General features: G+C 56.5%; 22 protein-coding genes. 16 read left to right on the plus strand and 6 right to left on the minus strand.

Annotated elements, in window-relative coordinates:
• Nucleotides 1–37: 37 nt before the first annotated feature.
• The 9 genes from G482_RS0107120 (at nt 38) to G482_RS0107160 (ending at nt 9,393) form a co-directional block, all read left to right on the plus strand.
• Nucleotides 38–1,429 carry a hypothetical protein gene (locus tag G482_RS0107120; RefSeq protein ID WP_028449458.1) on the plus strand — a complete coding sequence of 464 codons (1,392 nt, stop codon included), beginning with the start codon at nt 38–40 and terminating at the stop codon, nt 1,427–1,429.
• 34 nt (nt 1,430–1,463) lie between these two features.
• Nucleotides 1,464–2,534 (plus strand): ABC transporter substrate-binding protein, encoded by a 1,071-nt coding sequence (locus tag G482_RS0107125; RefSeq protein ID WP_028449459.1) that lies wholly within the window; start codon nt 1,464–1,466, stop codon nt 2,532–2,534.
• Entirely contained in the window at nt 2,534–3,781 is a 1,248-nt protein-coding gene (locus G482_RS17690) for an MFS transporter (RefSeq protein ID WP_051258814.1), read from the plus strand. The genes G482_RS0107125 and G482_RS17690 overlap by 1 nt, the downstream gene beginning before the upstream one ends.
• Nucleotides 3,778–4,623: an ABC transporter permease gene (locus G482_RS0107135; protein ID WP_084414519.1), complete on the plus strand. Its 846-nt coding sequence runs from the start codon at nt 3,778–3,780 to the stop codon at nt 4,621–4,623. Before G482_RS17690 ends, G482_RS0107135 begins: the two co-directional genes overlap by 4 nt.
• Nucleotides 4,624–4,641: 18 nt before the next feature.
• Nucleotides 4,642–5,430 carry an ABC transporter permease gene (locus tag G482_RS0107140; RefSeq protein ID WP_028449461.1) on the plus strand — a complete coding sequence of 263 codons (789 nt, stop codon included), beginning with the start codon at nt 4,642–4,644 and terminating at the stop codon, nt 5,428–5,430.
• Nucleotides 5,431–5,499: 69 nt separating this feature from the next.
• Nucleotides 5,500–6,318 carry an ABC transporter ATP-binding protein gene (locus G482_RS17695; protein WP_051258815.1) on the plus strand — a complete coding sequence of 273 codons (819 nt, stop codon included), beginning with the start codon at nt 5,500–5,502 and terminating at the stop codon, nt 6,316–6,318.
• Between the two features lie 6 nt (nt 6,319–6,324).
• On the plus strand, nt 6,325–7,938 hold the full coding sequence (locus tag G482_RS0107150) for an arylsulfatase (protein WP_028449462.1): 1,614 nt from the start codon (nt 6,325–6,327) through the stop codon (nt 7,936–7,938).
• 11 nt (nt 7,939–7,949) lie between these two features.
• Nucleotides 7,950–8,759, plus strand: coding sequence for a class I SAM-dependent methyltransferase (locus G482_RS0107155; RefSeq protein ID WP_034619168.1), 810 nt, complete (start codon nt 7,950–7,952; stop codon nt 8,757–8,759).
• 16 nt (nt 8,760–8,775) lie between these two features.
• The gene (locus tag G482_RS0107160; RefSeq protein ID WP_028449464.1) at nt 8,776–9,393 is read left to right on the plus strand and encodes a glutathione S-transferase C-terminal domain-containing protein; all 618 of its coding nucleotides are present in this window, start codon (nt 8,776–8,778) and stop codon (nt 9,391–9,393) included.
• A gap of 165 nt (nt 9,394–9,558) precedes the next feature.
• Here the strand turns inward: G482_RS0107160 and G482_RS0107165 are convergent, their stop codons facing one another.
• Nucleotides 9,559–9,978 (minus strand): hypothetical protein, encoded by a 420-nt coding sequence (locus G482_RS0107165; RefSeq protein WP_034619171.1) that lies wholly within the window; start codon nt 9,976–9,978, stop codon nt 9,559–9,561.
• Nucleotides 9,979–10,094: 116 nt separating this feature from the next.
• Here G482_RS0107165 and G482_RS0107170 point away from each other — a divergent pair, with 116 nt between their 5' ends.
• Nucleotides 10,095–10,871, plus strand: a complete 777-nt coding sequence (locus G482_RS0107170; RefSeq protein ID WP_034619174.1) for a sulfite exporter TauE/SafE family protein — start codon at nt 10,095–10,097, stop codon at nt 10,869–10,871.
• A gap of 21 nt (nt 10,872–10,892) precedes the next feature.
• Here the strand turns inward: G482_RS0107170 and G482_RS0107175 are convergent, their stop codons facing one another.
• The 4 genes from G482_RS0107175 to G482_RS0107190 all read right to left on the minus strand — a co-directional run bounded on the left by G482_RS0107175 (nt 10,893) and on the right by G482_RS0107190 (nt 14,436).
• Complete coding sequence (locus G482_RS0107175) at nt 10,893–12,026, minus strand: trans-sulfuration enzyme family protein (protein ID WP_028449467.1); 1,134 nt, start codon at nt 12,024–12,026, stop codon at nt 10,893–10,895.
• An 11-nt stretch (nt 12,027–12,037) separates the two neighbouring features.
• Nucleotides 12,038–12,712, minus strand: coding sequence for an amino acid ABC transporter permease (locus tag G482_RS0107180; protein WP_028449468.1), 675 nt, complete (start codon nt 12,710–12,712; stop codon nt 12,038–12,040).
• Nucleotides 12,709–13,425: an amino acid ABC transporter permease gene (locus G482_RS0107185; RefSeq protein WP_034619177.1), complete on the minus strand. Its 717-nt coding sequence runs from the start codon at nt 13,423–13,425 to the stop codon at nt 12,709–12,711. The genes G482_RS0107180 and G482_RS0107185 overlap by 4 nt, the downstream gene beginning before the upstream one ends.
• 207 nt (nt 13,426–13,632) lie before the next feature.
• Entirely contained in the window at nt 13,633–14,436 is an 804-nt protein-coding gene (locus G482_RS0107190; protein ID WP_028449470.1) for an ABC transporter substrate-binding protein, read from the minus strand.
• 328 nt (nt 14,437–14,764) lie between these two features.
• Between G482_RS0107190 and ssuE the strand changes: the two genes are divergently transcribed.
• From ssuE to G482_RS17705, 6 genes are all read left to right on the plus strand, one after another.
• Complete coding sequence (gene ssuE / locus G482_RS0107195) at nt 14,765–15,361, plus strand: NADPH-dependent FMN reductase (RefSeq protein ID WP_028449471.1); 597 nt, start codon at nt 14,765–14,767, stop codon at nt 15,359–15,361.
• 51 nt (nt 15,362–15,412) lie between these two features.
• Complete coding sequence (locus G482_RS0107200) at nt 15,413–15,628, plus strand: TOBE domain-containing protein (protein WP_028449472.1); 216 nt, start codon at nt 15,413–15,415, stop codon at nt 15,626–15,628.
• Between the two features lie 99 nt (nt 15,629–15,727).
• Nucleotides 15,728–16,837 (plus strand): sigma-54 interaction domain-containing protein, encoded by a 1,110-nt coding sequence (locus tag G482_RS17700; protein ID WP_051258816.1) that lies wholly within the window; start codon nt 15,728–15,730, stop codon nt 16,835–16,837.
• The gene (locus tag G482_RS0107210) at nt 16,819–17,868 is read left to right on the plus strand and encodes an NADP(H)-dependent aldo-keto reductase (RefSeq protein ID WP_028449473.1); all 1,050 of its coding nucleotides are present in this window, start codon (nt 16,819–16,821) and stop codon (nt 17,866–17,868) included. Before G482_RS17700 ends, G482_RS0107210 begins: the two co-directional genes overlap by 19 nt.
• A gap of 43 nt (nt 17,869–17,911) precedes the next feature.
• Entirely contained in the window at nt 17,912–19,150 is a 1,239-nt protein-coding gene (locus tag G482_RS0107215) for an MFS transporter (RefSeq protein ID WP_028449474.1), read from the plus strand.
• Nucleotides 19,147–19,887, plus strand: coding sequence for an SDR family NAD(P)-dependent oxidoreductase (locus G482_RS17705; RefSeq protein ID WP_051258817.1), 741 nt, complete (start codon nt 19,147–19,149; stop codon nt 19,885–19,887). Before G482_RS0107215 ends, G482_RS17705 begins: the two co-directional genes overlap by 4 nt.
• 291 nt (nt 19,888–20,178) lie before the next feature.
• Here the strand turns inward: G482_RS17705 and G482_RS0107225 are convergent, their stop codons facing one another.
• The gene (locus tag G482_RS0107225; RefSeq protein WP_028449475.1) at nt 20,179–21,543 is read right to left on the minus strand and encodes an LLM class flavin-dependent oxidoreductase; all 1,365 of its coding nucleotides are present in this window, start codon (nt 21,541–21,543) and stop codon (nt 20,179–20,181) included.
• Nucleotides 21,544–21,704: the final 161 nt, after the last annotated feature.

Genomic DNA, 21,704 nt, shown 5'->3' on the forward strand with positions numbered 1-21,704 from the left:
GGCTGACCTCATTCGGAAATGAAACGGAGAACAAAAGATGATCAAAAGACTGACCCCCATCGCGGCCAGCCTACTGCTGCTAAGCACCGTGGCCCATGCGGCCGATGCTGATGCCCTACAAAAGCAGATCAATGAATTGCAAAAAAGCCTCGAAGCCCTGCAGGCCCAGGTGAAAGAGCAAGCGACGGCCAAAGCCAGTGGCGAAGCCGCCGCCGAATACGCCACCAAGGATGAGCTGCAAGGTCTGACGGCCGACTTGGAAAACTACAAATACCAGGTTCAGCGTGATCAAGACACCAAAACCGCCAAATCTACGCGTGCGCTGGTCGTGGGCGGCACCGTACAAGCTCGGGCCGGCTATAACAGCCTGGCTACTAATAATGCGGTGACTGACAACCGCAAAACCAGCTTTGATATCCCCACCGCAGTACTGACCTTTACCGGTAATGCGTATAAAGATTACGACGAAGGTCGCAATCTGACTTATGCCCTGCGCTTTGGTTACTCACCCCAAAGTACCGCCACCCAGCTGCTGGATACCAGTAACTTCAACTTGCTGGATGCCAACCTGACCTATCAAATCTTGCCGACCATCTCGCCTGATACTGGCCGTCTGGCCGTTACCTTTGGCCAGCAGCTGGTGCCATTCGGCCTAGAGGCGGCCGCCACCGAAGATTTGAAACCGGTGATCAATAACGCGCAGTTTGTCGGGCGTTTGGGCTTTGGCCAGCGACAGATCGGGATTGGCTTAAGTGGCGACCTGTGGCCCGAAGTGGATTACGGCTACAACTACCGCGCCCCGGTATTCCAATACATCGTGGGTCTAGTTAACGGTAATGGCCCAAATAAATCCGACAATAACGACCACAAAGACTTTATTGGCCGGGTGGCCTTCACCGCGCCAGCAGAATACAACTCATGGCTGCGCCAGCTGACCATCGGCGCCTCGGTGTACCTGGGCAAACAGAATCTGGCCATTGGTGCAGACCGTGTAGGCCAAGGTGCGAAAGATCGCTATGGGATTGATGTTAGCTACAACCATCACCCATTTGGCTTCACTTATGAGTTTGTGAAAGGGACTGATGGCACGGTCAGCGGCACCAAAGCCAAACCTGTCTTTGGCGAGCTGAAAAGCCAGGCCCACACCGCCACCTTCTTCTACAACTTTGGCGAGCAATTCGTTAAAGGCTATCGCGCACAGGGTCGCTACGACGATTGGTGGCCCGTGTCATACCAGCCCTTTGCTCGCTACGACAGCTTTGACCCCAATACCAGCAAGCAAAACGACAAGGTCAATATCACCACAGCGGGTCTGAATATTTTCTTCGCCGAAACGACCAAGTTCCAGCTCAACTACAACCGCCGCGACGATCAGGCCACCAAGGTGAAATCGAACGAGTGGCTCGCCCAATTCCAATACGGCTTCTAAGCCTTGCACGCCCCCGAACACTGAGAGATACACGATGAAAAATAAAATTTTTGCACTAAGCACCCTGACCCTCGCCCTGATCGCAGCCAGCCCGGCTTGGGCTGACCCAGCCAAAGTCATCCGTATTGGGGTGGCCACCGTCGGCACTGGTGGCAAACCGGTCTTTGGTGGCTCTTCCGCAGCCACGGCCGCGACACGCGGCCTGATTGAAGAAGAATTCAAAAAAGACGGCATCAAGGTGGAATGGAATTACTTCAAAGGCGCCGGCCCAGCAGTAAATGAAGCACTGGCCAACAAGCTGCTGGATTTTGCGTGGCAAGGTGACTTACCCGCGATTGTGGCCAAAGCCAGTGGCTTGAAAACCAAAATCTTGCTCGCGAACGGCACGCTGGGCACCACCTATCTCGCGGTCCCCGCAGATTCACCAGCGAAAAAGCTGGAAGACCTGAAAGGCAAAAAAGTAGCCCTCTTTAAAGGCACCAATGGCCAGCTAGTAGTAAATAAGGTGCTCGATCAATACGGCCTAACCGAAAAAGACTTCAAGCTGATCAATATGGATACGGCGACGACCGATGCCGCCATCGCGACAAAAGACGTCGATGGTGCATGGTATGGCTCGAACATTTTCCAGCTCGTTGATCGCGGCGTAGCACGCATCATTTGGTCTAATAAAGAAGGCCCAATTTCTCTAACCCGCCAAACGCATTTCTTGGTGACCGAAGACTTTGAAAAGGCCAATCCGGAAATCACCCAGCGGGTAGTGAATGTGCTGGTCCGCACGGCCGCGGATATTTCCAAACCGGAAAATGCAGACAAAGTGCTGCAAGAATGGGCGAAATCAGGCACGCCATATTCATCTTGGAAAAAAGACTACAACGGCGGTGCTGACCTCAAACGTCGCTCTAGCCCGCTGCTGGATGAGTTTTTCTACAACCACTACAGAGATGCCGTACAGGCCTCATTGAAATTCAAGCTGATTCGCAAGGATTTCGACGTCAATCAGTGGTTTGAGCCCAAATACCTGAATCAGGCCCTGAAAGAGCAAAAACTGGAGAACTTCTGGACTGCTTACGACGCCAAGGGCAACCCCAAAGGCGGTAAGTAATGACAGCTGGCACCGAGCAGACCGCCGCGGTGCCAGCGGTTTCGGCCCGCTGGTTTCTGCTGAATTTCGTGGCGCTGTCTTTACTGGCTGGGGTCGGGGTGGGGATTGCCAAGGTGAGCACTGCGCTCTATGCCTTGCATCTGCACGCCAGCAATGCCGAGATCGGCCTGATCAGCGCGGCGCAGATGGTGGGCATGCTGTTTATGAGTATCCCGGTCGGTTTGCTGCTGGATCAGGTGGGTGCCATGAAGATGTATTTCAGCGGCACCTTGATTGCGGCCCTGCTGTATTGCCTGACGCCCAGTATTGGCGAAGCGTGGTTTTTGCTGCTGTGCACGGCGCTGGTGAGCTTTTGCATGCCCTGCCGTTTTATTGCCCTGAATGCCGTGTTTATGCAGCAACTGAATCAGGTCGGTGAAACCAAAGCCGGCTGGTTTCGTGGCTGCCACATGATCGGCATGTTTTTACTGGGGCCCGCTATTGCCACCGCCTTGATTGCTGCTTTGCCCTTTGGCTGGGTGTATCAGCTGATTGGCATCAGCTTTGTCCTCACTTTGCTGATCGCGCCACGGGTGCTGCGTATTTATCAACCCAAAGCCGTCAGCCACCCAGGTGGTGCCATCTGGCCAAGGGTGCGCAGCCAATTTGGCCTGCTGCGCCGGCATCGCGCCTTGCAGCAATGTGGCGCGATTGAGGTGTTGGTGAACAGCAGCATGATGTTTTACACCGCCTTCATCGTCGCGATTGCGGTCCGTGATTTTGGCCTATCGGCCAGTGCCGCCGCCAGCCTGATCACCAGTCAGGGCTTGAGTTTTATCTTGGCGCTGATGCTGCTGGGTGGCGTAGCGCAAAAGCTGGGACGGCGGGCCGTGTATCGGCTGGGCTTTACCGGCGGCGCGCTGAGTTTATGTCTGCTGGGCCTCGCCCCCTGGGGCGCTGCGCTGTGGGTGGGCGGCTTGCTGCTTGGGCTGGCTCTGGGCTGGTTGCAGGCAGCGAATATGACCCGGGTAGCCCAGCTGGGTGAGGATCTGGGGCAAGGCCAGGTGGCCGGATTAATGGCCCTGATCGGCCCATTGGGTGGTTTTAGCGGCACGGTGATTGGCGGGCTATTTGGCCAGCTGATTCATCTGCAATGGTTGTTTTTGTTTTTTGCCGGCTGTTTTGTGCTGGCGGCGGGGTTTAGTTTGCGCCCTGCAGCCAGCACAGAGACGGAGCACGAACTTAATTATCAAGGAGTATCGCAATGAGCACAGCGATTACATTAAATCAGAGCGATATACCCGCCGAGGTATCCGCCAAACGCCCGAGCCAGTGGCGACAAAAAACGGGGCAAAAACTGCAGCAAATTTTGTGGGCATTGGTCTTGCCGCTGCTCGTTCTGGGCTTATGGCAAATCACCAGCGCTCACGAATGGGTCTCCCCGCAAATCCTGCCACCGCCCTCTTTGGTGTGGCAAACCCTGACCGAGCTGTGGCAAAGCGGCGATCTGACCAGCAATTTGCAAATCAGTGTCGAGCGCGTGGCCTATGGCTTTGGGGTGGGTACAGTGGTGGGCTTGCTGCTAGGCGCCTTGATGGGGCTATCGAAAACGGTGGAAGCGTATTTATTTCCCACCTTTAAAGCCCTGAGCCAGATTCCGGCGCTGGGCTGGATTCCGCTACTGATTATGGTGGTGGGCATTGGTGAATCGATGAAGATTTTGGTGATTGCCAAAGCGGCCTTGGTGCCGGTCACGGTCAATACCTTGCAAGGTATCCGCAATATCCCGCCCCAATTTGCCGAGGTGGCCAAGGTCTATCGCTTTAACACCCGCCAATTACTGGCCAAGGTGGTAATCCCGGCTGCCTTGCCCTCGCTGTTTACCGGTATTCGCTATGGCCTCACCCATGCCTGGCTGGCCCTGGTGACTGTTGAGCTCCTGGCCTCAAGTGAAGGCATTGGCTTTTTGATGGTCTGGGGCCGGCAGTTGTTCCAGCTGGATCTGGTGCTGGCCACGGTGGTGATCATTGGCGCAGTGGGTTTGTTAATCGACCAGTCGCTGCAATGGCTGGAAACCCATTTCCTGAAATGGCGTCGCGTTGCGTTTTAAGTTTGAGTGAGGTGTGTGATGTCTGCATTTAAAACCCGTTTACAGGCGCTGGGCCAGCGTGATTTTCGCGGGCTCGTCCTGCCGTTGGGGCTGATCCTGGCTTGGTATTTGATCAGTAAATTTAACTTGGCCAACAGCGCGATTCTGGCTTCACCGTATGAAGTCTGGAAAGAAGGCTATGGCCAGATCAGCAGCGGGGCATTTGCCCTTGATCTGGTCCATAGCGTATCCCGCAATCTGGGTGGCTTTGTGGTGGGGGGCACTGCCGGGCTGATTTTGGGTAGTTTGCTGGGTGTATCTCGCTGGGCCGATCGCCTGATCAGCCCGAGCTTTAACACCATCAAGTCGATTGCCATTTTTGCCTGGATTCCCCTGATTTCGGTGTGGTTTGGCATGGGCGAGCCGGCCAAGATCATTTTCATCGCGATTGCGGCCTTTTACCCCACCACGATCAATACCTACGAAGGTATCCGCAGCGTGCATCGCGATCATGTTGAGGTGGCGCGGGTGTTTGAATTCAGCCGCTGGCAGCTGTTTCGCAAAGTGATTTTGCCGTCAGCTTCGCCGCAGATCATTACCGGCATCCAACTGGCGCTGATTTATAGCTGGCTGGCCACGATTGGCGCCGAGTATTTCCTCAAATCCGGCCACGGCATTGCCAACTCGATGATTGATGGTCGCGAGCATTTCAATATGGGCTCGGTGCTGTTTGGTGTGGTGGTGGTCGGCGTAGTGGGCGCCATCGTCAATCAACTGGCCTTCAAATTAGAAAAACACCTGCTGGGCTGGCGTAACCGTACCGCCTGATTGGCGCCGTACGCCCCTTGCTGAATCCGCATTGGCTTTGAAACTTTGCATTGAATAAGGAATAACCTCATGAGCGCCTTGGGCACCCTCGATTTTAAAAACGTCAAAAAACAATATCACGTGAAAGGCGAAACGCTGGACGTGCTGGATGGTATTAATCTGCACATCAAACCCGGTGAATTTGTCAGCATTGTGGGTAGCTCCGGTTGCGGCAAATCGACCCTGCTGCGTCTGGCGATCGGTCTAGATGATGATTATCAGGGCGATATTTTGCTCGATGGCGCCCGCATCAAGGGCACCAGCCTCAAGCGCGGAATTGTATTTCAAGAGCACCGGCTCTTTCCTTGGCTCACGGTCGAGCAAAACGTCGGCCTGGCTTTGGAAAACTCAACGCTCAGCAGCAATGAACGGGCGAAAACCATTGCCGAACATCTGGAATTGGTGGGCCTGAAAGGCTTTGAGAAAGCCTACCCGTATCAACTTTCGGGCGGAATGAGCCAACGGGTGGCCATCGCCCGCGGGCTGGTGAATCGCCCGGAAATCCTGCTCTTGGATGAGCCATTTGGCGCGCTGGATGCCTTGACCCGCGCCAATCTGCAAAACGAATTGCAACGCATTTGGCAAACCGAAGGCATCACCATGATTTTGGTGACGCATGACGTCGAAGAAGCAGTCCTGCTCGGCGATCGGGTGGTGATCATGGAGCCGCGTCCGGGCCGGATTAAACGCACGGTCGAGGTGGATGTCCCGCATCCGCGCCAGCGCGCCGATTTGCGGCTGGCCGCCATTAAAGACGATGTACTCAGCGAATTTGGCCATGAGCATGACACCGCCCTGCAGCCCGCAGCGGAAGGCTTCGGCTTTAAAGACTATCTGTTTGCGTGGTGATACGGCATGGCTCAACAACCGAACTTTTTACTGATTGTGGCCGATGACCTGGGCTTTTCGGATCTGGGGGCTTTCGGCAGCGAAATTAGCACCCCGAATCTGGATGCCTTGGCGCTGACCGGCGTGCGCTTTACCGATTTTCATGCCGCCTCGGCATGCTCGCCCACCCGGGCGATGATCCTGAGTGGCACCGATCATCATCTGGCAGGCCTGGGTACTTTCGCCGAGATCCTCACGCCCGCCCATGCGGGCCAGCCTGGCTATGAAGGCTATTTAAATGACCGCATTGCGCCCTTGCCGCAAATTTTGCACGATGCCGGTTACTACACCATCATGTCAGGCAAATGGCATCTAGGAAAAACGCTGGATCGCACCCCAGCGGCACGCGGGTTTGAGCGCTCGTTTGCGCTGCTGCCAGGGGCGGCGAATCATTATGGGTTTGAGGCGCCGATAGGCGAGGAAGAGATTCCGCGCCTCTTGAAAAGCACCCGCGGCTTATATGCCGAAGACGGCGCTTTTGTCGACACGCTGCCCGATGATTATTATTCCAGCGATTACTTCACTGACAAACTGCTGCAGTATTTCTCCGAAGCCCCCGACGAGCGCCCGTTTTTCGCCTATCTGCCCTACTCGGCCCCACACTGGCCCCTGCAAGCGCCTGATGAGCTGATCGCCAAATATGCCGATTACTACCATGCGGGCCCTGAGGCCTTGCGACAGGAGCGGCTGAGCCGACTCAAAGCGCTGGGCTTAGTCGATGCGGGCGTTGAAGCGCATCCGGTAGTGGCCAGCAATGCCGAATGGGAAGCCTTAAGCCAAGAAGAGCGTGCGATTTCGGCACGCACCATGGCCGTGTATGCCGCGATGGTTGAACGGATGGACTGGAATATTGGCCGCGTGATTGCCCAGCTCAAAGCCACAGGGCAGTTTGACAATACCGTTGTTCTCTTTTTGTCGGATAACGGCGCCGAAGGTGCACTGCTGGAAGCACTACCAGCGTTTGGCCCCAATCTGGCCCAAGTCATCGCCGACTATTACGACAACAGCCTTGAAAATATCGGCCGCGGTAATTCGTATGTCTGGTATGGCCCACGCTGGGCACAAGCCGGTACGGCACCTGCTCGCCTGTACAAGGCCTTTACCACTGAGGGTGGCATCCGTGTACCGGCACTGCTGCATTATCCGCCACTGGCACGGCAAGGCGAAATCTCTCACCGTTTTGCCACCGTGATGGACATCACGCCGACCTTGCTGTCACTCGCAGGCGTGAACCACCCACATCCCGTCTTTCATGGCCGTGACGTGCTGCCGCTGCGCGGGCGCTCGCTGCAAGCCTATCTGCAAGGCGAGCAGGATCATATTCACCCGCACAATCAGGTCACAGGCTGGGAACTCTTCGGGCGCAAAGCCATTCGCCGTGGTGACTGGAAGGCCGTGTTTATTCCCGAGCCGCACGGGCCTTCGCGCTGGCAACTCTACGATCTGAGCACCGATAAAGCCGAACTGTATGACCTTGCCGAGGCCCGGCCCGATATCTTGAACCAGTTGCTGACCGACTGGCGCGACTATGTGGCCGAAACTGGCGTACTTGAAAACATACCCACCCCCCCTTTACTTTGAGAGGCCACGGAATGTCTAACCTACAGCTTGATACCCAGCAGCTGGCTGAGCAGTATGATCAGATCAGTGATCTGCAATATGAGCATGGCCAGCATTTGCTGGCGGCCTTGCAACTGAAACCCGATGCCCGCCTACTCGATATTGGCACCGGCACCGGGCGCCTCGCCGCCCTCGCGGCGCAGCGCTATATCCACCGCCATGGCCAGGTCGTGGGGATCGACCCGCTGCCTTTACGCATCGACATTGCCCGCCAGCGGGCCAGTAGCCTGCAGCTCGCGCATTTAGATTTCAGCGTGGGTCGGGCAGAAAATCTGCGCCAGTTTGCCGATGCCCAATTTGATGCCGTGCTCCTCAATAGCGTCTATCACTGGCTGCCAGATAAAGATCAAGCCCTGGCCGAAGCCTTTCGCGTACTCAAACCCGGGGGCCGGATTGCCATCAGCACGGCTTCGCGCGAAAGGCCGCACGATATCCAGCAATTGGTTCAGCGCAGTGTGGCCAAGCTCAATTTGCGCCGCAATGCCGAAGTGGGGAGTACGCCTTTCCGGGTTAGCCATGCTCAGCTCGCCAGTCAGCTGGAAGGGGCCGGCTTCATCATCGAAGAAATTCTGCTGCGCCGTTTTGCGGATCTATTCCCCAATGCCGAGGCAGTGATTGATTTCAGTAATGCCAGCTCGTTTGGCAATTTCCTCAGTGAGTTCCTGCCGGATATCCGCAGCGAAATCCTGCGTGAATTACGCACCGAGCTCAGCACACGCCAGCAGCTTAGCGGCGTACGCCTGCACCGTTATCTGCATTTTGCCGTAGCCATCAAACCCTAAACCAAGGAAGACTGACATGCCTAAATTATTCATTGCCGCTGGCGCTTGCTCATTTGGCACTCATGTGGTGGCACGAGAACTGCAACTACCGATCGAGATCGTCAAAGTGCCGTTGCGCACACCGGATTCACCAATTCACCACATCAATCCGCTCGGTCGCGTACCCGCCTTGCAGCTGGATAATGGTGAAGTGATTACCGAAAACAGCGCCATCCTGCCCTTTCTGGCCGATCAAACCAGTGACCATCAGCTCTTCGCCCCGGTTGGCAGTAGCGAAAGAGCCAAGATTCAATCGTGGATCGGTTATCTCAGTAGCGAGTTGCATGTGGGGGCGTTCCGCCCCTTCAACCGCCCCGAGCGCTATTTAGCGGATAGCGAACAGCATCCAGCCATCAAGGCGCAGGCGCGCACCCAGATCGAAAACGCCTTGCAGCATCTGGAAAAACAGCTGCAAGATGGCCCGTATCTGGTCGGCCAGCGCTTCACGATTGCCGATGCCTATCTGGGGGTGTTCTTAGGCTGGATCAGTCGCTTTAACGATTTGCTCAGCCAATATCCGGGGCTGCAGCGCGCCTACACGCAGTTTACCCAGCGCCCGAGCGTGCAGCAGAGCTTGGCCTTTGAACAGGCCTAAAGCGGCGGTAAGTCAATCCTCGCCCATGCACTAACAGCCCGCCCGGTTCGGGCTGTTAGTACTGGTAAGGAGGTTTGGGAAGGGTGATTTGATGATCTGGACCATCAGCAAAGTGCGCTGCCAGAAATGCAACCAGAAGTGCTACTGATCTAACCGCCTTGGCGGCTAGATCACATAGTCATCCACATCGGGGCCCAGAATCTGATAGCCATGCTCATGCAGCAGTCGATAGGCCTGATCCAGTTGCCGGCTAACACGGCGCAATCGTGGTTTTTCGAGCGGAATATGGTTCACCGGTAATTGGTGCCGCTGCAGCCATGCGCGCACCAAGGCAATGCCTTTATCACCCAAACCCGGCACGGCCAATAATTTGCGATAACTAAGTTTGGCGATTTGATGAGGCAAGAGCACATCTTGCTGGGTAAACGACAGCAGCGCATTGACTTGCCGGCGGGTTAGCGGCGCATAATCATCCAGCGCCGGCACGCTGTGGCTGAGCGTTGCCGCGGGGTCACCGTCTGCGGCCGGGCGTTGAGGGCCAGTTTTGTCAGCCCCCAAGCCCATGAAAGACTCTGTCAGCGACATTGAGCCATTCCTTTGCGCTAAGCGCATGTATTTCGTCAGTTGCCGGCATTATCGCCGAGCCCAAATAAAAACATTAAGAATATATATTCATTTCAATATAACCATAAGAAATAAAAATGAGCTTAAGTTTGACACTGGCCAGCCAGCTGATCCCGCTCTCTTTTCTGGCCGGCTTAATAGATGCGGCCATTGGGGGTGGCGGCCTGATTTTATTGCCAGCCTTGTTCACCGCCCTACCCAAAGAGCTACCACTGCATCTCTTAGGCACCAATAAAATGACCGCGATTTGGGGCACTTTGCTCGCTACCCGGCAATACCTGCGGCAAGTAAAGGTGCCACTGCAGCGCACCCTGCTGCTGGCCAGCACGGCGGCGTTGGGAAGTTTGCTGGGGGCACATTCGATCGGCTTATTCCCTGCGGCACTATTGCGCCCCGTCGTGGCGGTGCTGCTGCTGGCGATTTTGCTCTATACCTTGCGCAAACCCGAGCTGGGCCAGCGTGACCAAACCCTAGCCACCCCAAGGCCGATGGCTGCGGGGCTGCTTTTTGGCATTGGAATTGGCTTTTACGATGGTTTCTTTGGGCCGGGCACCGGGGCCTTCTTGCTGTTCTGGCTGGTGCGTTATGAAGGGCAGCAATTTTTGCGGGCGGCGGCGATAGCCAAAGTGGTGAATCTAAGCACCAATGCGGCGGCCTTACTGATTTTCGTACCGCAGCAAGCGGTCTTGTGGGGCTTAGCCCTCCCGCTGGCCGTGGCCAATTTGCTCGGCAGCTGGGTGGGCACCCGGCTGGTACTGCGCTTTGGCAATCGCTTAATCCGCTATTTATTTATCGCTTTGGCGAGCGGACTGCTCATCCGGTTAGCGTGGCAAATTTTCGCCGACTGGCGCTAGCCCTCTTCAGTCCAGTCCAGTTCAGGCCAGCGCCTGCGCCAAATCCGCCAGCAAATCGCGCGTATCCTCAATCCCTACCGATAAGCGCACCAAGTGATCGCCGACCCCCAGCGTTTGTCGCTCTGCCGGGCTCAGATTGGCGTGCGTTTGGAGCGCTGGTACGGTAATCAGGCTCTCCACCCCGCCCAGACTCTCGGCAAAACTGATCCACTGCAAACGTTCTATCAAGCGGCGAACAGCCGCTTCATCGGGCAAACTAAAACTGATCAGCGAACCAAACCCGCTGGCGAACTGGGTAATGGCCCGATGGGCCGGGTCACCGGCCAAGCCTGGGTAGCGCAGCTGGCTCACCTGGGGCTGCTGGGCTAACCATTGCGCCAGAGCGAGCGCATTGCTCTCCTGCTGCGCCAGGCGCAAAGCCAGGGTTTTAAGGCCACGGACGACTAGCCAGGCATCTTGTGGCCCCAGCGTTGCACCGATGGCATTTTGCAAATAGCCCAACTCAGCCGCCAAGGCGGCATCGCGCACGGCCACCACCCCGGCAATGGTGTCGTTATGCCCACTCAGGCTTTTGGATGCCGAGTGCAACACAATATCAGCCCCATAGCATAAGGGCTGAAACCAGAGCGGGCTCAGCAGCGTGTTATCCACGATCAACCGCAATTGCTGCTGTTGGGCCAGCGCGCTGATGGTGGCAAAATCGGGCGCATCCAGACAGGGATTCGATAAAGACTCCAGCAAAATCGCCTTGGTATTGGGCTGGATGGCCGCAGCGAATGCCGCCGCGTCATGCAGGGGTACATAGCTAATCTGTAAGCCAAAACGGGCAAACACCTGATCGAGCAAGCGATAGGTGCCGCCATAACAGCCCGCACTCACCACCAGATGATCGCCGGCCGAAAACAGCGCCAGCACGGTCGACAAGGCGGCCAAACCGCTGGCAAAAGCAAAGCCATGGCTACCCCCTTCCAGCTCAGCGATGGTGTGCTCCAGTGCCTGCCGGGTTGGATTGCCCGAGCGGCTGTAATCAAACCCTGTACTCTGGCCTAGAGCCGGATGCGCAAAGGTCGCGGTTTGATAGATGGGTGTGCTGATAGCACCACTATGGGTATCGGTCTGCAAGCCAGCTCTGGCAAGCTGTGTAGCAATATACATAGGTTTATTCCTTAATCACGTGCAGCAATCCGCCCGTAGCGTTCGCCGCACCATTGCAAGCTGGCGCACAAAGCCCAATACACCAGACCAATAAATAGAAAAATCTCTAAAGCGTACACCTGCTCACGGCTATTGACCTGATTGGCCACAAAGGTAAAGTCAGCCACGCCGACGATATACGCCAGCGAGGTATCTTTAACTAAGGTGACCCATTGATTAAGCCACGAGGGGCGAATAATGCGCAGCGCCTGCGGCAGCACAATCCAGCGCAAGATTTGCCCGCGGCGCATCCCGCTCGCCTGCGCGGCTTCCCACTGCCCGCGCGGCACGGCATGCAAGCCCGCTTGGACGGCATAGGCCAGATAGGCGCCCGAGACCAAGCCCAGCGCCACGATCACGGTCCAGGTGCCGGGCACATCCAGGCCAAACACAATCGGCAACAAAAAATAGCACCAGAACATCAGCAGCAACACCGGGATGGCGCGCAAAAATTCACAGCCCCAGCGCAACAGCGCCCCACCCCAGCCGGCCCACAGTGCCAAACCACCGGCCAGCCCCAGAACGGTGGCCAGCGCCCCGCCCCCCAAGGCCAGCAAAGAGGTTTGCACCAGCCCTCCCAAAGGGCCTTGCGGCCAGGCGCCAATCAGAAAAAACAGCCAATTATCGGTAATCACCGGCCAATTCATTGCTTCGCCTCCAGTCGGGGCTGGGCCCAGCGCTGTGTCAGTAGATTCAACAGCACATACAGCAGCGTGGCCACCGCAAAGGCCTGAAACGTGAGCAAAGTCTGGGCATCCACCTGACGCGATCGATAGGATAATTCCATCACCCCAATCGCCATGGTCAGTGAGGTATTTTTGATGGTGTTCAGGCCCTGCCCAAGAAGCGGGATACGGGCAATCTGCCAGGCTTGCGGCAAAATGATCCAGCGTAAGACCTGCCAAGGTCGCAGGCCATGGGCTTGTGCCGCCTCCCATTGACCACGGGGCACGGCATTGAGCCCCGAGCGCACATCTTCGGCCATATAGGCCATGGCATATAAGCTTAATGACCACCACGCGGCCAAAAACTCAAATGAGGGCCAACCCAGACTTAAGTCCTGCCATTGCCAGAGCACATGGGGGGTATTGAGCCAAATTTTCGCGGCCTCCGGCAGCATCCCGCCCACCGCGAAATACCAAAACAGCACTTGTACCAAAAGCGGCGTATTGCGCAGCGCATTATGCGGCAGCGCCAGCCAGGGCCAATGCCCTTGCTGCCGCGCTATACCCAGCAGTACCCCCAAGATTAATCCAGTCAGAATGACCGCCGCAGACAGCGTGATGGTCAGCACCAGCCCCTGCAAGAGCCAGCCTAGCTGCTCACTGCCCAATAATCCTTGTCCAAGCCATGCTGGCATCACTTTCTCCCCAATACAGGCGAATCGCCCGTGGTGAAAATAAACCGGCCAGACTGATCGAGTCTGGCCGGTCGGCAGATCGCGGGGGCTGCAGGCATCCGCTCCCCGCTTCACCCGCCCTGCTACGCCTTGTGCGCTGCACTTGGCACAGGGGCGGATGACAGGGTGCGGGCCTTGATTAGCCGCCCCAGCGCTGAGCTTGCAGGCTTAGGTTGGGTCGCCGATTTTGAAGTCGCGTGGCAATGGTGCTTTGGTTTTGGGGCCAAACCAGCGGTCATAAATCTGTTTGGCCTGACCGGTTTTTTCCAGCTCTTGCAAAGTGGCGTTCACAAATTTCGCCAAACGCTCTTCGCCGCGCGGCAGGCCAATTCCCTGATATTCACGCGTGAGGGCAAAAGGGGAAATTTCGTATTTGGCTTTATCGGGGGCATTGGCCAGCAGCGCCAGCAGCTTGGCGTCATCCTGCGTAATCGCCTGCACATTGCCGTTGCGCAAGGCGGTAAACGCCAGCGGGGTGTCATCGTAGGCCACCACCGGTGTTTGCGGGTATTTCTCGCGCAGCAGCGCTTCCTGCGTCGTGCCCTTATCCACGCCGACACGCAAGGCTTTGATGTCGTCGGGCTTTTTCAGCACCCCTTTTTTGGCAATAAACTTTTGGCCGGTGGCAAAGTACGGCACGCTAAATTCCACCTGTTTGCGCCGCTCTTCGGTGATGGTGAAATTTGCGGCCACCAGATCGACTTTATTGGCGGTCAACAGTGGAATTCGATTGGCCGGGTTAGTGGCTTGCAGTTCGAGCTTCACACCGAGCTTTTTCGCCAAGGCTTGCGCCACATCGACATCCAAACCAGCCGGCTGGCGAGTTTGCGGGTCAACAAAACCAAACGGTGGGTTGCTATCAAATGCGGCCACACGCAAGACACCGGCTTTTTTAATCTCATCGAGCTTGTCGGCCCAGACTGCGCCAGAGAACAAGGCGAGGGATACAGCTAAAGCAATCGTTTTTTTCATCGTAGGGTCTCTCCCGAAGGTGTTCAGTCACGGCCTGAGATGTTTGCCCACTGCCGCGGCAGACGTGAATCGCTGCTGACTGCATCTTCCCCTAGTTTTGATATTCCAATAAATAATATTTTGTGATTTTTATATAACCAAAGACAAATATCCAATGCTCACGATGCTGCGAAGCACGCAGACTCTGGTGCAATCTGCTGCGCAGGCAACAGCGCGCATGCATATTCCAATTTGATCTATGAGAATATTTATTAATTATTTTTAGAAATATACAGCCGGCCGTATAGTCGCTCTCAAGCCATACAGAACAACAACGCTTGGAGAGTATATGTCCACTGTAGTCTTGCTGGCAGGCAGCCCGAGCCAGCCCTCGAAATCCACCGCCTTATTGCAGCGCGCCGCCAAACTGCTGCGCAGTCAAGGGGTAAAGGTTATTCAGTACGGCGTGCATGACTTTCCAGCCGAAGATCTGATTAACGCCCGCTGGAATAGTCCGGCCATTAGCGAATTTAAAGCCGTCATTGCCGACAGCGATGGCTTGATTATCAGCACGCCCGTGTACAAAGCGGCGTACAGCGGCGTGATCAAAGCCATTCTTGATCTGCTGCCTGAGCGGGCACTCGAAGGCAAAGCGGCGCTGGCTTTGGCCACCGGGGGCAGCCCCGGGCATCTGTTGGCGGTGGAATACGCCTTGCAGCCGGTGCTATCGGCACTGAAAGCCCGCCATATTGTCGGCGGGGTTTACGCCACCGACAAGGATTTTACGAGCCAAGAGCCGACTGGCTACCAAATCGCCCCAGAAATCGACGAGCGCCTCGCCTTGGCTATCGGCCATTTCCTGGCGCACTTGAGTAATCCTGGTCGGGTCCAGCTCGACCCGGCCCAGCTGGCCGCTCGCATCCAGCAGGCCAGCATCAGTATCTGATTCATTAATGTTTCGTAGCCACTTTCTTTACCTTTCCTGAGGAGCAATACCATGAGCATCAAATCAATCAACGTACGTAACCAATTTCGCGGCACCATCAAAGAGATCATCGAAGGGCCAGTGTTATCAGAAGTGGATGTACTCACCCCATCAGGTGTGGTCACTTCGGTCATCACCACCCGCTCACTCAAAGAGCTGGATCTGAAACCGGGCCGTGAAGTGATTGCTTTTGTGAAATCAACCGAAGTGTCGATTGCCACATTGTAAGCACTTGCGCTGGGCATACCTGCCCAGCGTATATTCATCAAGCCATTATTCTGCAGTGTCTTGATGAATATACCCATAAGCCACCACCAGGAGAACGCCATGCCCGATAACTCGACGACCGTGCTGACCTTTCCCGATCAGGAACAAAGTCCGCTCAGCATTCGGGCCAAAGCCTTGGTATTTGCCGACCCGGAATCCCAGCAATTACTGCATGAAGTAGAGCGGGTTGCGCCATCTGAAGCGCCGATTCTCATCCACGGTGAAACCGGTACGGGTAAAGAACTGGTCGCCCGCCATGTGCACCGGATCAGTGGCAGGAGAGGCCCATTTGTCGCGGTGAATTGCGGCGCAATTAGCGAAACCTTGGCCGAAGCCGAGCTATTCGGGCATGAAGCGGGTGCCTATACCGGCGCGGTAGGCAGCAAAACCGGCTGGTTCGAGGCGGCCAATGGGGGCACCCTGTTTCTGGATGAAATTGGCGATTTGCCGCTGGCTTTGCAGGTGAAGCTATTGCGCGTGATTCAGGAGCGCGAGGTGGTACGGGTTGGCGCCCGCAAGCCCACCCCCATTAATGTACGACTGGTTGCGGCCACCAATGTGGACTTGGCGCAGGCAGTGAATGCCGGGCATTTCCGCCAGGATTTACTCTATCGGCTTAATGTGGTGAGTATCAATATTCCAGCCTTGCGCCAGCGCCGGGCCGATATTCAGCCGCTGGCCGAGCACTTTTTGGGCATTTATGCCCACAAGCTGGGTTATGGCGCACCCGCCCTCACCCCCGGCAGCGTGCAGGCGTTACAAAGCTACAGCTGGCCAGGCAATATTCGCGAGCTGGAAAATGTGATGCATTACGCGCTGCTGGTCTCCAGCGGCCGTGAAATCCGCCCCGAACACCTCAAGCTCAACGCCATCACCAGCCATGGGCAGGAAACCGCAGGCAGTGGCGACCCGCTGCAAATTATTCGCCAGCAACTGCATAAATTATTTCAGGCTGAGCAGCCTGAGCTCTTTGAGCAAGTCGAAGATCTACTGGTTCGTTCTGCGTACGAATACACCCGCTACAACCAGGTGCGTACCGCCGAACTTCTAGGGCTCACCCGTAATGTGTTGCGCACCTTGCTCAAAAGGCATGGTTTGCTGAACGACCCGCACCATCCCACCACCACCACGACGACTGGACGAGAAATAGCATGGAATATCGTAAATTAGGCCGTACCACACTGGATGTCAGCGTGATTGGCCTGGGCACCATGACCTGGGGCGAACAAAATACCGAAGCTCAGGCCCATGAACAGATTGATTTTGCACTGGCTGAAGGCGTTAATCTGCTCGATGCAGCCGAAATGTATCCGGTGCCGCCCAAGCCGGAAACCCAGGGCCGCACCGAAAGCTATATCGGTAGCTGGTTTAAAAAAACCGGCCGCCGCCATGAAGTAGTGCTGGCCACCAAGGCCGCCGGGCCAGTTCGCCAGGCGCATCAGCCCAATCACCTGCGCAATGGCCAAACCCATTTCACCCGCGAAAGCCTGACTGCGGCACTGGATGCCAGCCTGGCCCGGCTGCAAACCGATTACATCGATCTATACCAGCTGCATTGGCCCGACCGCAGCACCAATACTTTTGGCCGTTTGGCCTACCCATGGATCGACGATGAATACACGGTGAGCATTGAAGAAACGCTGTCGGTGCTAGCTGATTTTGTTAAAGCCGGTAAAGTGCGGCATATCGGGGTGTCGAATGAAACGCCGTGGGGCGTGTCGCGCTTTCTAGCGGCTCATGACCAACTGGGCTTGCCACGCATCGCCAGCATCCAGAACCCCTACAGCTTACTCAACCGCACCTTTGAAATCGGCCTAGCGGAATTTAGCCACCGTGAACAAGTCGGCCTGCTGGCATATTCGCCACTCGGTTTTGGCGTGTTAAGTGGCAAATACCTGCATGGCGCGCGGCCGGCAGGTTCCCGCCTGGCCCTGTATGAGCGTTTTAGCCGCTACAACAATCCACAAGCGCAAGCTGCTACCGAGCAATACGTGGCCTTGGCACAAGCGCATGGCCTGAGCCCAGCTCAACTGGCACTGGCCTTCGTCAATAGCAGGCCTTTTGTTAGCAGTAATTTGATCGGGGCCACCAATCTTGAACAGCTAGCCGAAAACATCGGTAGTATTCGCGTGACCCTCAGCCCTGAGGTGATCGCTGCGATTGATGCTATTCAGGCGCAAATCAGCAACCCTGCGCCGTAATCCCTCCCCCCTGGGCCACCAGGGGGGCTCACCGATACCTGCCATGCCCACTGAACTGCCCTCACTGCGCCACCATCGTCCGTTTCAAGCATTTTGGCTCTCCCGCACCTTAACTGCGGCGGCCTTTCAGATTCTGGCTGTGGCCACAGCCTGGCAGATGTATAGCCTGACCGGCAGCGCCCTCGATTTGGGGCTGGTCGGCTTACTTGAATTTGCCCCGCGGATTCTATTCCTGCTACAAATTGGCCAAGTGGCCGACCGTTATGATCGGCGGCTAATTGCGGCCACGACGAAAGCCGCACAAGCGCTGGCGGCCTTGCTGCTGTGTGCGCTGACGCTCCATGGCGGTTTAAGCCGCGAGCTTTTGTTCGGGCTGGCCTTCTGGCTGGGCACGGCAAGGGCTTTTGAAATGCCAGCCATGCAGGCCTTACTGCCGAATGTGGTACCGCCATCCCTGTTGCCTGCCGCGATCGCGGCTTCAGCATCGGCCATGCAAGCCGCCACCATTGTCGCGCCGGCGGCAGGGGGCTTACTTTTCGCCGCCGATCCGGCCGCGACCTATGCGCTGAGTGGCCTCTGCATGGCTTTGGGCTGTGCCCTGATCTTTGTGATCAAGAAACCGCCACGCAGCGAGCGGCAAAGCGTCAAAGGCTGGGAAAATCTGCTCGCGGGGCTGCATTACATTCGCGCCCGCCGCGATTTACTCGGGGCAATCTCGCTCGATTTGTTTGCGGTGCTACTGGGTGGCGCTACCGCTTTATTACCGGTGTTTGCCAGCGATATCTTGCGCACCGGCCCCTGGGGCCTGGGCTTGCTGCGCTCGGCACCGGCAGTGGGGGCCATCGGTATGTCGATTGTGCTGGCGTATTACCCCTTACGTCGCCGCGTGGGCCAGCTGATGTTTGCCGCCGTGATCCTGTTTGGTCTGGCCACGATCGTGTTTGGGCTCTCCTCCTCGCTGTGGCTTTCCTTGTTGGCGCTGGTGATCTTGGGGGCCGCAGATATGATCAGCATGGTGGTTCGCGGCGCGCTAGTGCAGCTAGAAACGCCGGATGACATGCGCGGGCGGGTCAGTGCCATTAATGGGCTCTTTATCGGTGCATCCAATCAGCTGGGCGAATTCGAATCCGGCCTCACCGCCCATTGGTTTGGCCCGCAAGCAGCGGTCGTATTGGGCGGTCTGGGTACTTTGGTCGTGGCTGGACTGTGGATCCGCTGGTTTCCCGGCCTCTATCAGCGCCAAACCCTCAGCACAGCGCCTGAACCACAAGGAAAAACATGAAAAAAACCATCGTGATTGTCGGTGGCGCCGGCGGTATCGGCAGCGCCACAGTGCAGCTATTTGTGCGCCAGCATTATCAAGTGGTCATCGTTGATCGCGACCCTGAACAGGGCCGCTTGCTGCAGCAGCGCTACGCAGGGGCGGTCGAGTTTATCGCTTGCGACATTCAGAATCAGGCCAGCATTGCCAGTCTGGTGCTGGATTTAACGCGGCGTTACGGTGCAATCAGCCATCTGATCACTCTGGCGGGGCGGGCCCTGCCCGAGGAATTTCTGCCGCTTGCCGAGATTCCGGCCGATAAGCTACTCGATTCGCTGGATCTGAATCTGGGCAGCCAGCTGTTATTGGTACAGCAGCTACTACCCCTACTGCGGGCTTCGACGCACCCAAATCGCGCGATCACCTTTGTGTCGTCAATTAACGGGCTAAAAGCCTATGGCAGGGTGGCCTATAGCGCGGCCAAAGCGGGCTTAAGTGGCCTCACCCAGAGCCTGGCGCTTGAGCTCGGCCCGGAGGACATCCGCGTGAACTCGGTAGCCCCGGGCACGGTGCTCACGCCGCTGGCGCTGAGCGAGCCCAAAGATTTTAGCGCGTTAAAAGCGGGAAGCTTGCTGAACCGCCTGGCCACCGCGGATGAAATTGCCCAGGTATTGTTTGCGCTAAGCGAGAGCCTAACTTGCCTCACCGCGCAGACGCTGATTGCCGACTGCGGGCAAAGCGCCAAGGGCTATCGCTAAAATACCCCCTTGCCGTATATCCTTCAAAATCATAATTATCAATAACCACAGGGCAATACCTTTCGGGATTGCCCTGCCAGGCTGCTGAAAAGTAGCTGACCAATAGGCTGCAAGTCTCGGCCAAGCCGAGCCTAGGAAATAAGGATTTCAATCTGCCGCCTTAATGTTCTATTCCCACCCCTCCCATCCCCTCCTTGAGGGGAGCCGCGCTTCGCGCGTGGGGTTTCTCATCAATCTGACGGGGCAATACCTTCGGTATTGCCCTGTTTATTTGAATAAAATCTAATCTAATTAAGCCGCCTGCTCACCCTCGTCCGCTTGGTATCGGCTGCTAGGGATCGGTAGGCCTAGATTGCCACGCAGCGTCGATGCTTCATATTCAGTGCGGAACAGGCCACGTTTTTGCAGAATCGGGATCACCAAATCAGCAAAATCGACCAGGCCACCTGGATAAGTCGGCGCCAACAAGTTGAAACCGTCGGCTGCGCCGCCCACGAACCACTCTTCCAGCTGATCGGCAATACGCTCTGGCGTGCCATGAATCACGCGGTGCCCACGGGCCCCGGCTACCCATTCATACAAGCCGCGGATGGTGAGATTTTCGCGTGCGGCCAAGTCCAGCAATAGCCGCTGGCGGCTCTTGTTGTTGTTGGTTTCCGGTAGATCTTGCGGTACGGGCCCATCCAGATCGTAATCGCGCAGCCCCTCCAGGCCGCCTAGGCTCGCCAGCAGACTCAGACCAATCTTAGGATCAATCAATTCACGCAATTGTTCTTTCTTGGCGAGGGCTTCGGCCTCGGTGCGGCCAATCACGGGGTATACGCCTGGCAAAATCTTGATGTGATCTGGGTTGCGGCCGTATTTATTGGCTGCGCGAGCTTTCACATCCCGATAGAAAGATTGCGCGTCTTCCAGCGTTTGCCAGGCAGCAAAGATGGCCTCCGCGGTTTGCGCCGCCAGCTCGCGGCCGGGTTCGGATGCCCCTGCCTGCACCAACACCGGGTGTCCTTGCGGCGAGCGCGGCACATTCAGCGGCCCCTTCACCTTAAAGTATTCGCCCTGATGATTCAGTAGATGCAGTTTGCTCGGGTCGTAATATACCCCTGAGGCTTTGTCGTAGAGATGCGAGCCTTCATCCCAGCTATCCCACAGCCCTTTCACTACATCGACAAACTCAGCGGCGCGGCGATAGCGTTCAGCGTGGTCCGGATGCGCCTCCAGGCCAAAGTTAAATGCCGCTTCGGCATTGCCCGACGTCACCACATTCCACGCGGCTCGCCCACCACTAATGAGATCCAAAGACGCGTATTTACGGGCGATATGCCATGGCTCGTTGTAAGTGGTCGAAGCTGTGGCCACAAAGCCAATATTCTTGGTGACGGCAGCTAGTGCGGAATAGAGGGTGATGGGCTCAAAACCTGTGCTCAGCTCACGACGGCTGCGCAAATCCTGATCGCCACCGCCGCCCCAGATGCCATCGCTATCGGCGGTAAAGATGGTATCGAATTTTGCAGCTTCGGCGATCTTGGCTAGTTTTTTGAAGTGTTCAAAATCCGTTGAGCCGGCCGGATTGGTATCCGGATGACGCCAGGCCGCCGCATGGTGGCCAGAAGGTGAGAGAAATACGCCCAGTTTCAATTGTCGTTTGTTGCTCATGCTCTGCTCCCTATGGGTTGGATATGGGCTGCGCAGGCAGCCATAGCCCTACTAGAGCAATGGGTATGCCAACCACAAAACAAAGACACCAAGCAATTGATTTATTTGAATATTTAATTCAAATTGTACCCTTCCCTCAGACAAGGGGCGCTTACCGTGTT

Source organism: Chitinibacter tainanensis DSM 15459 (assembly GCF_000429785.1).
Classification (GTDB): domain Bacteria; phylum Pseudomonadota; class Gammaproteobacteria; order Burkholderiales; family Chitinibacteraceae; genus Chitinibacter; species Chitinibacter tainanensis.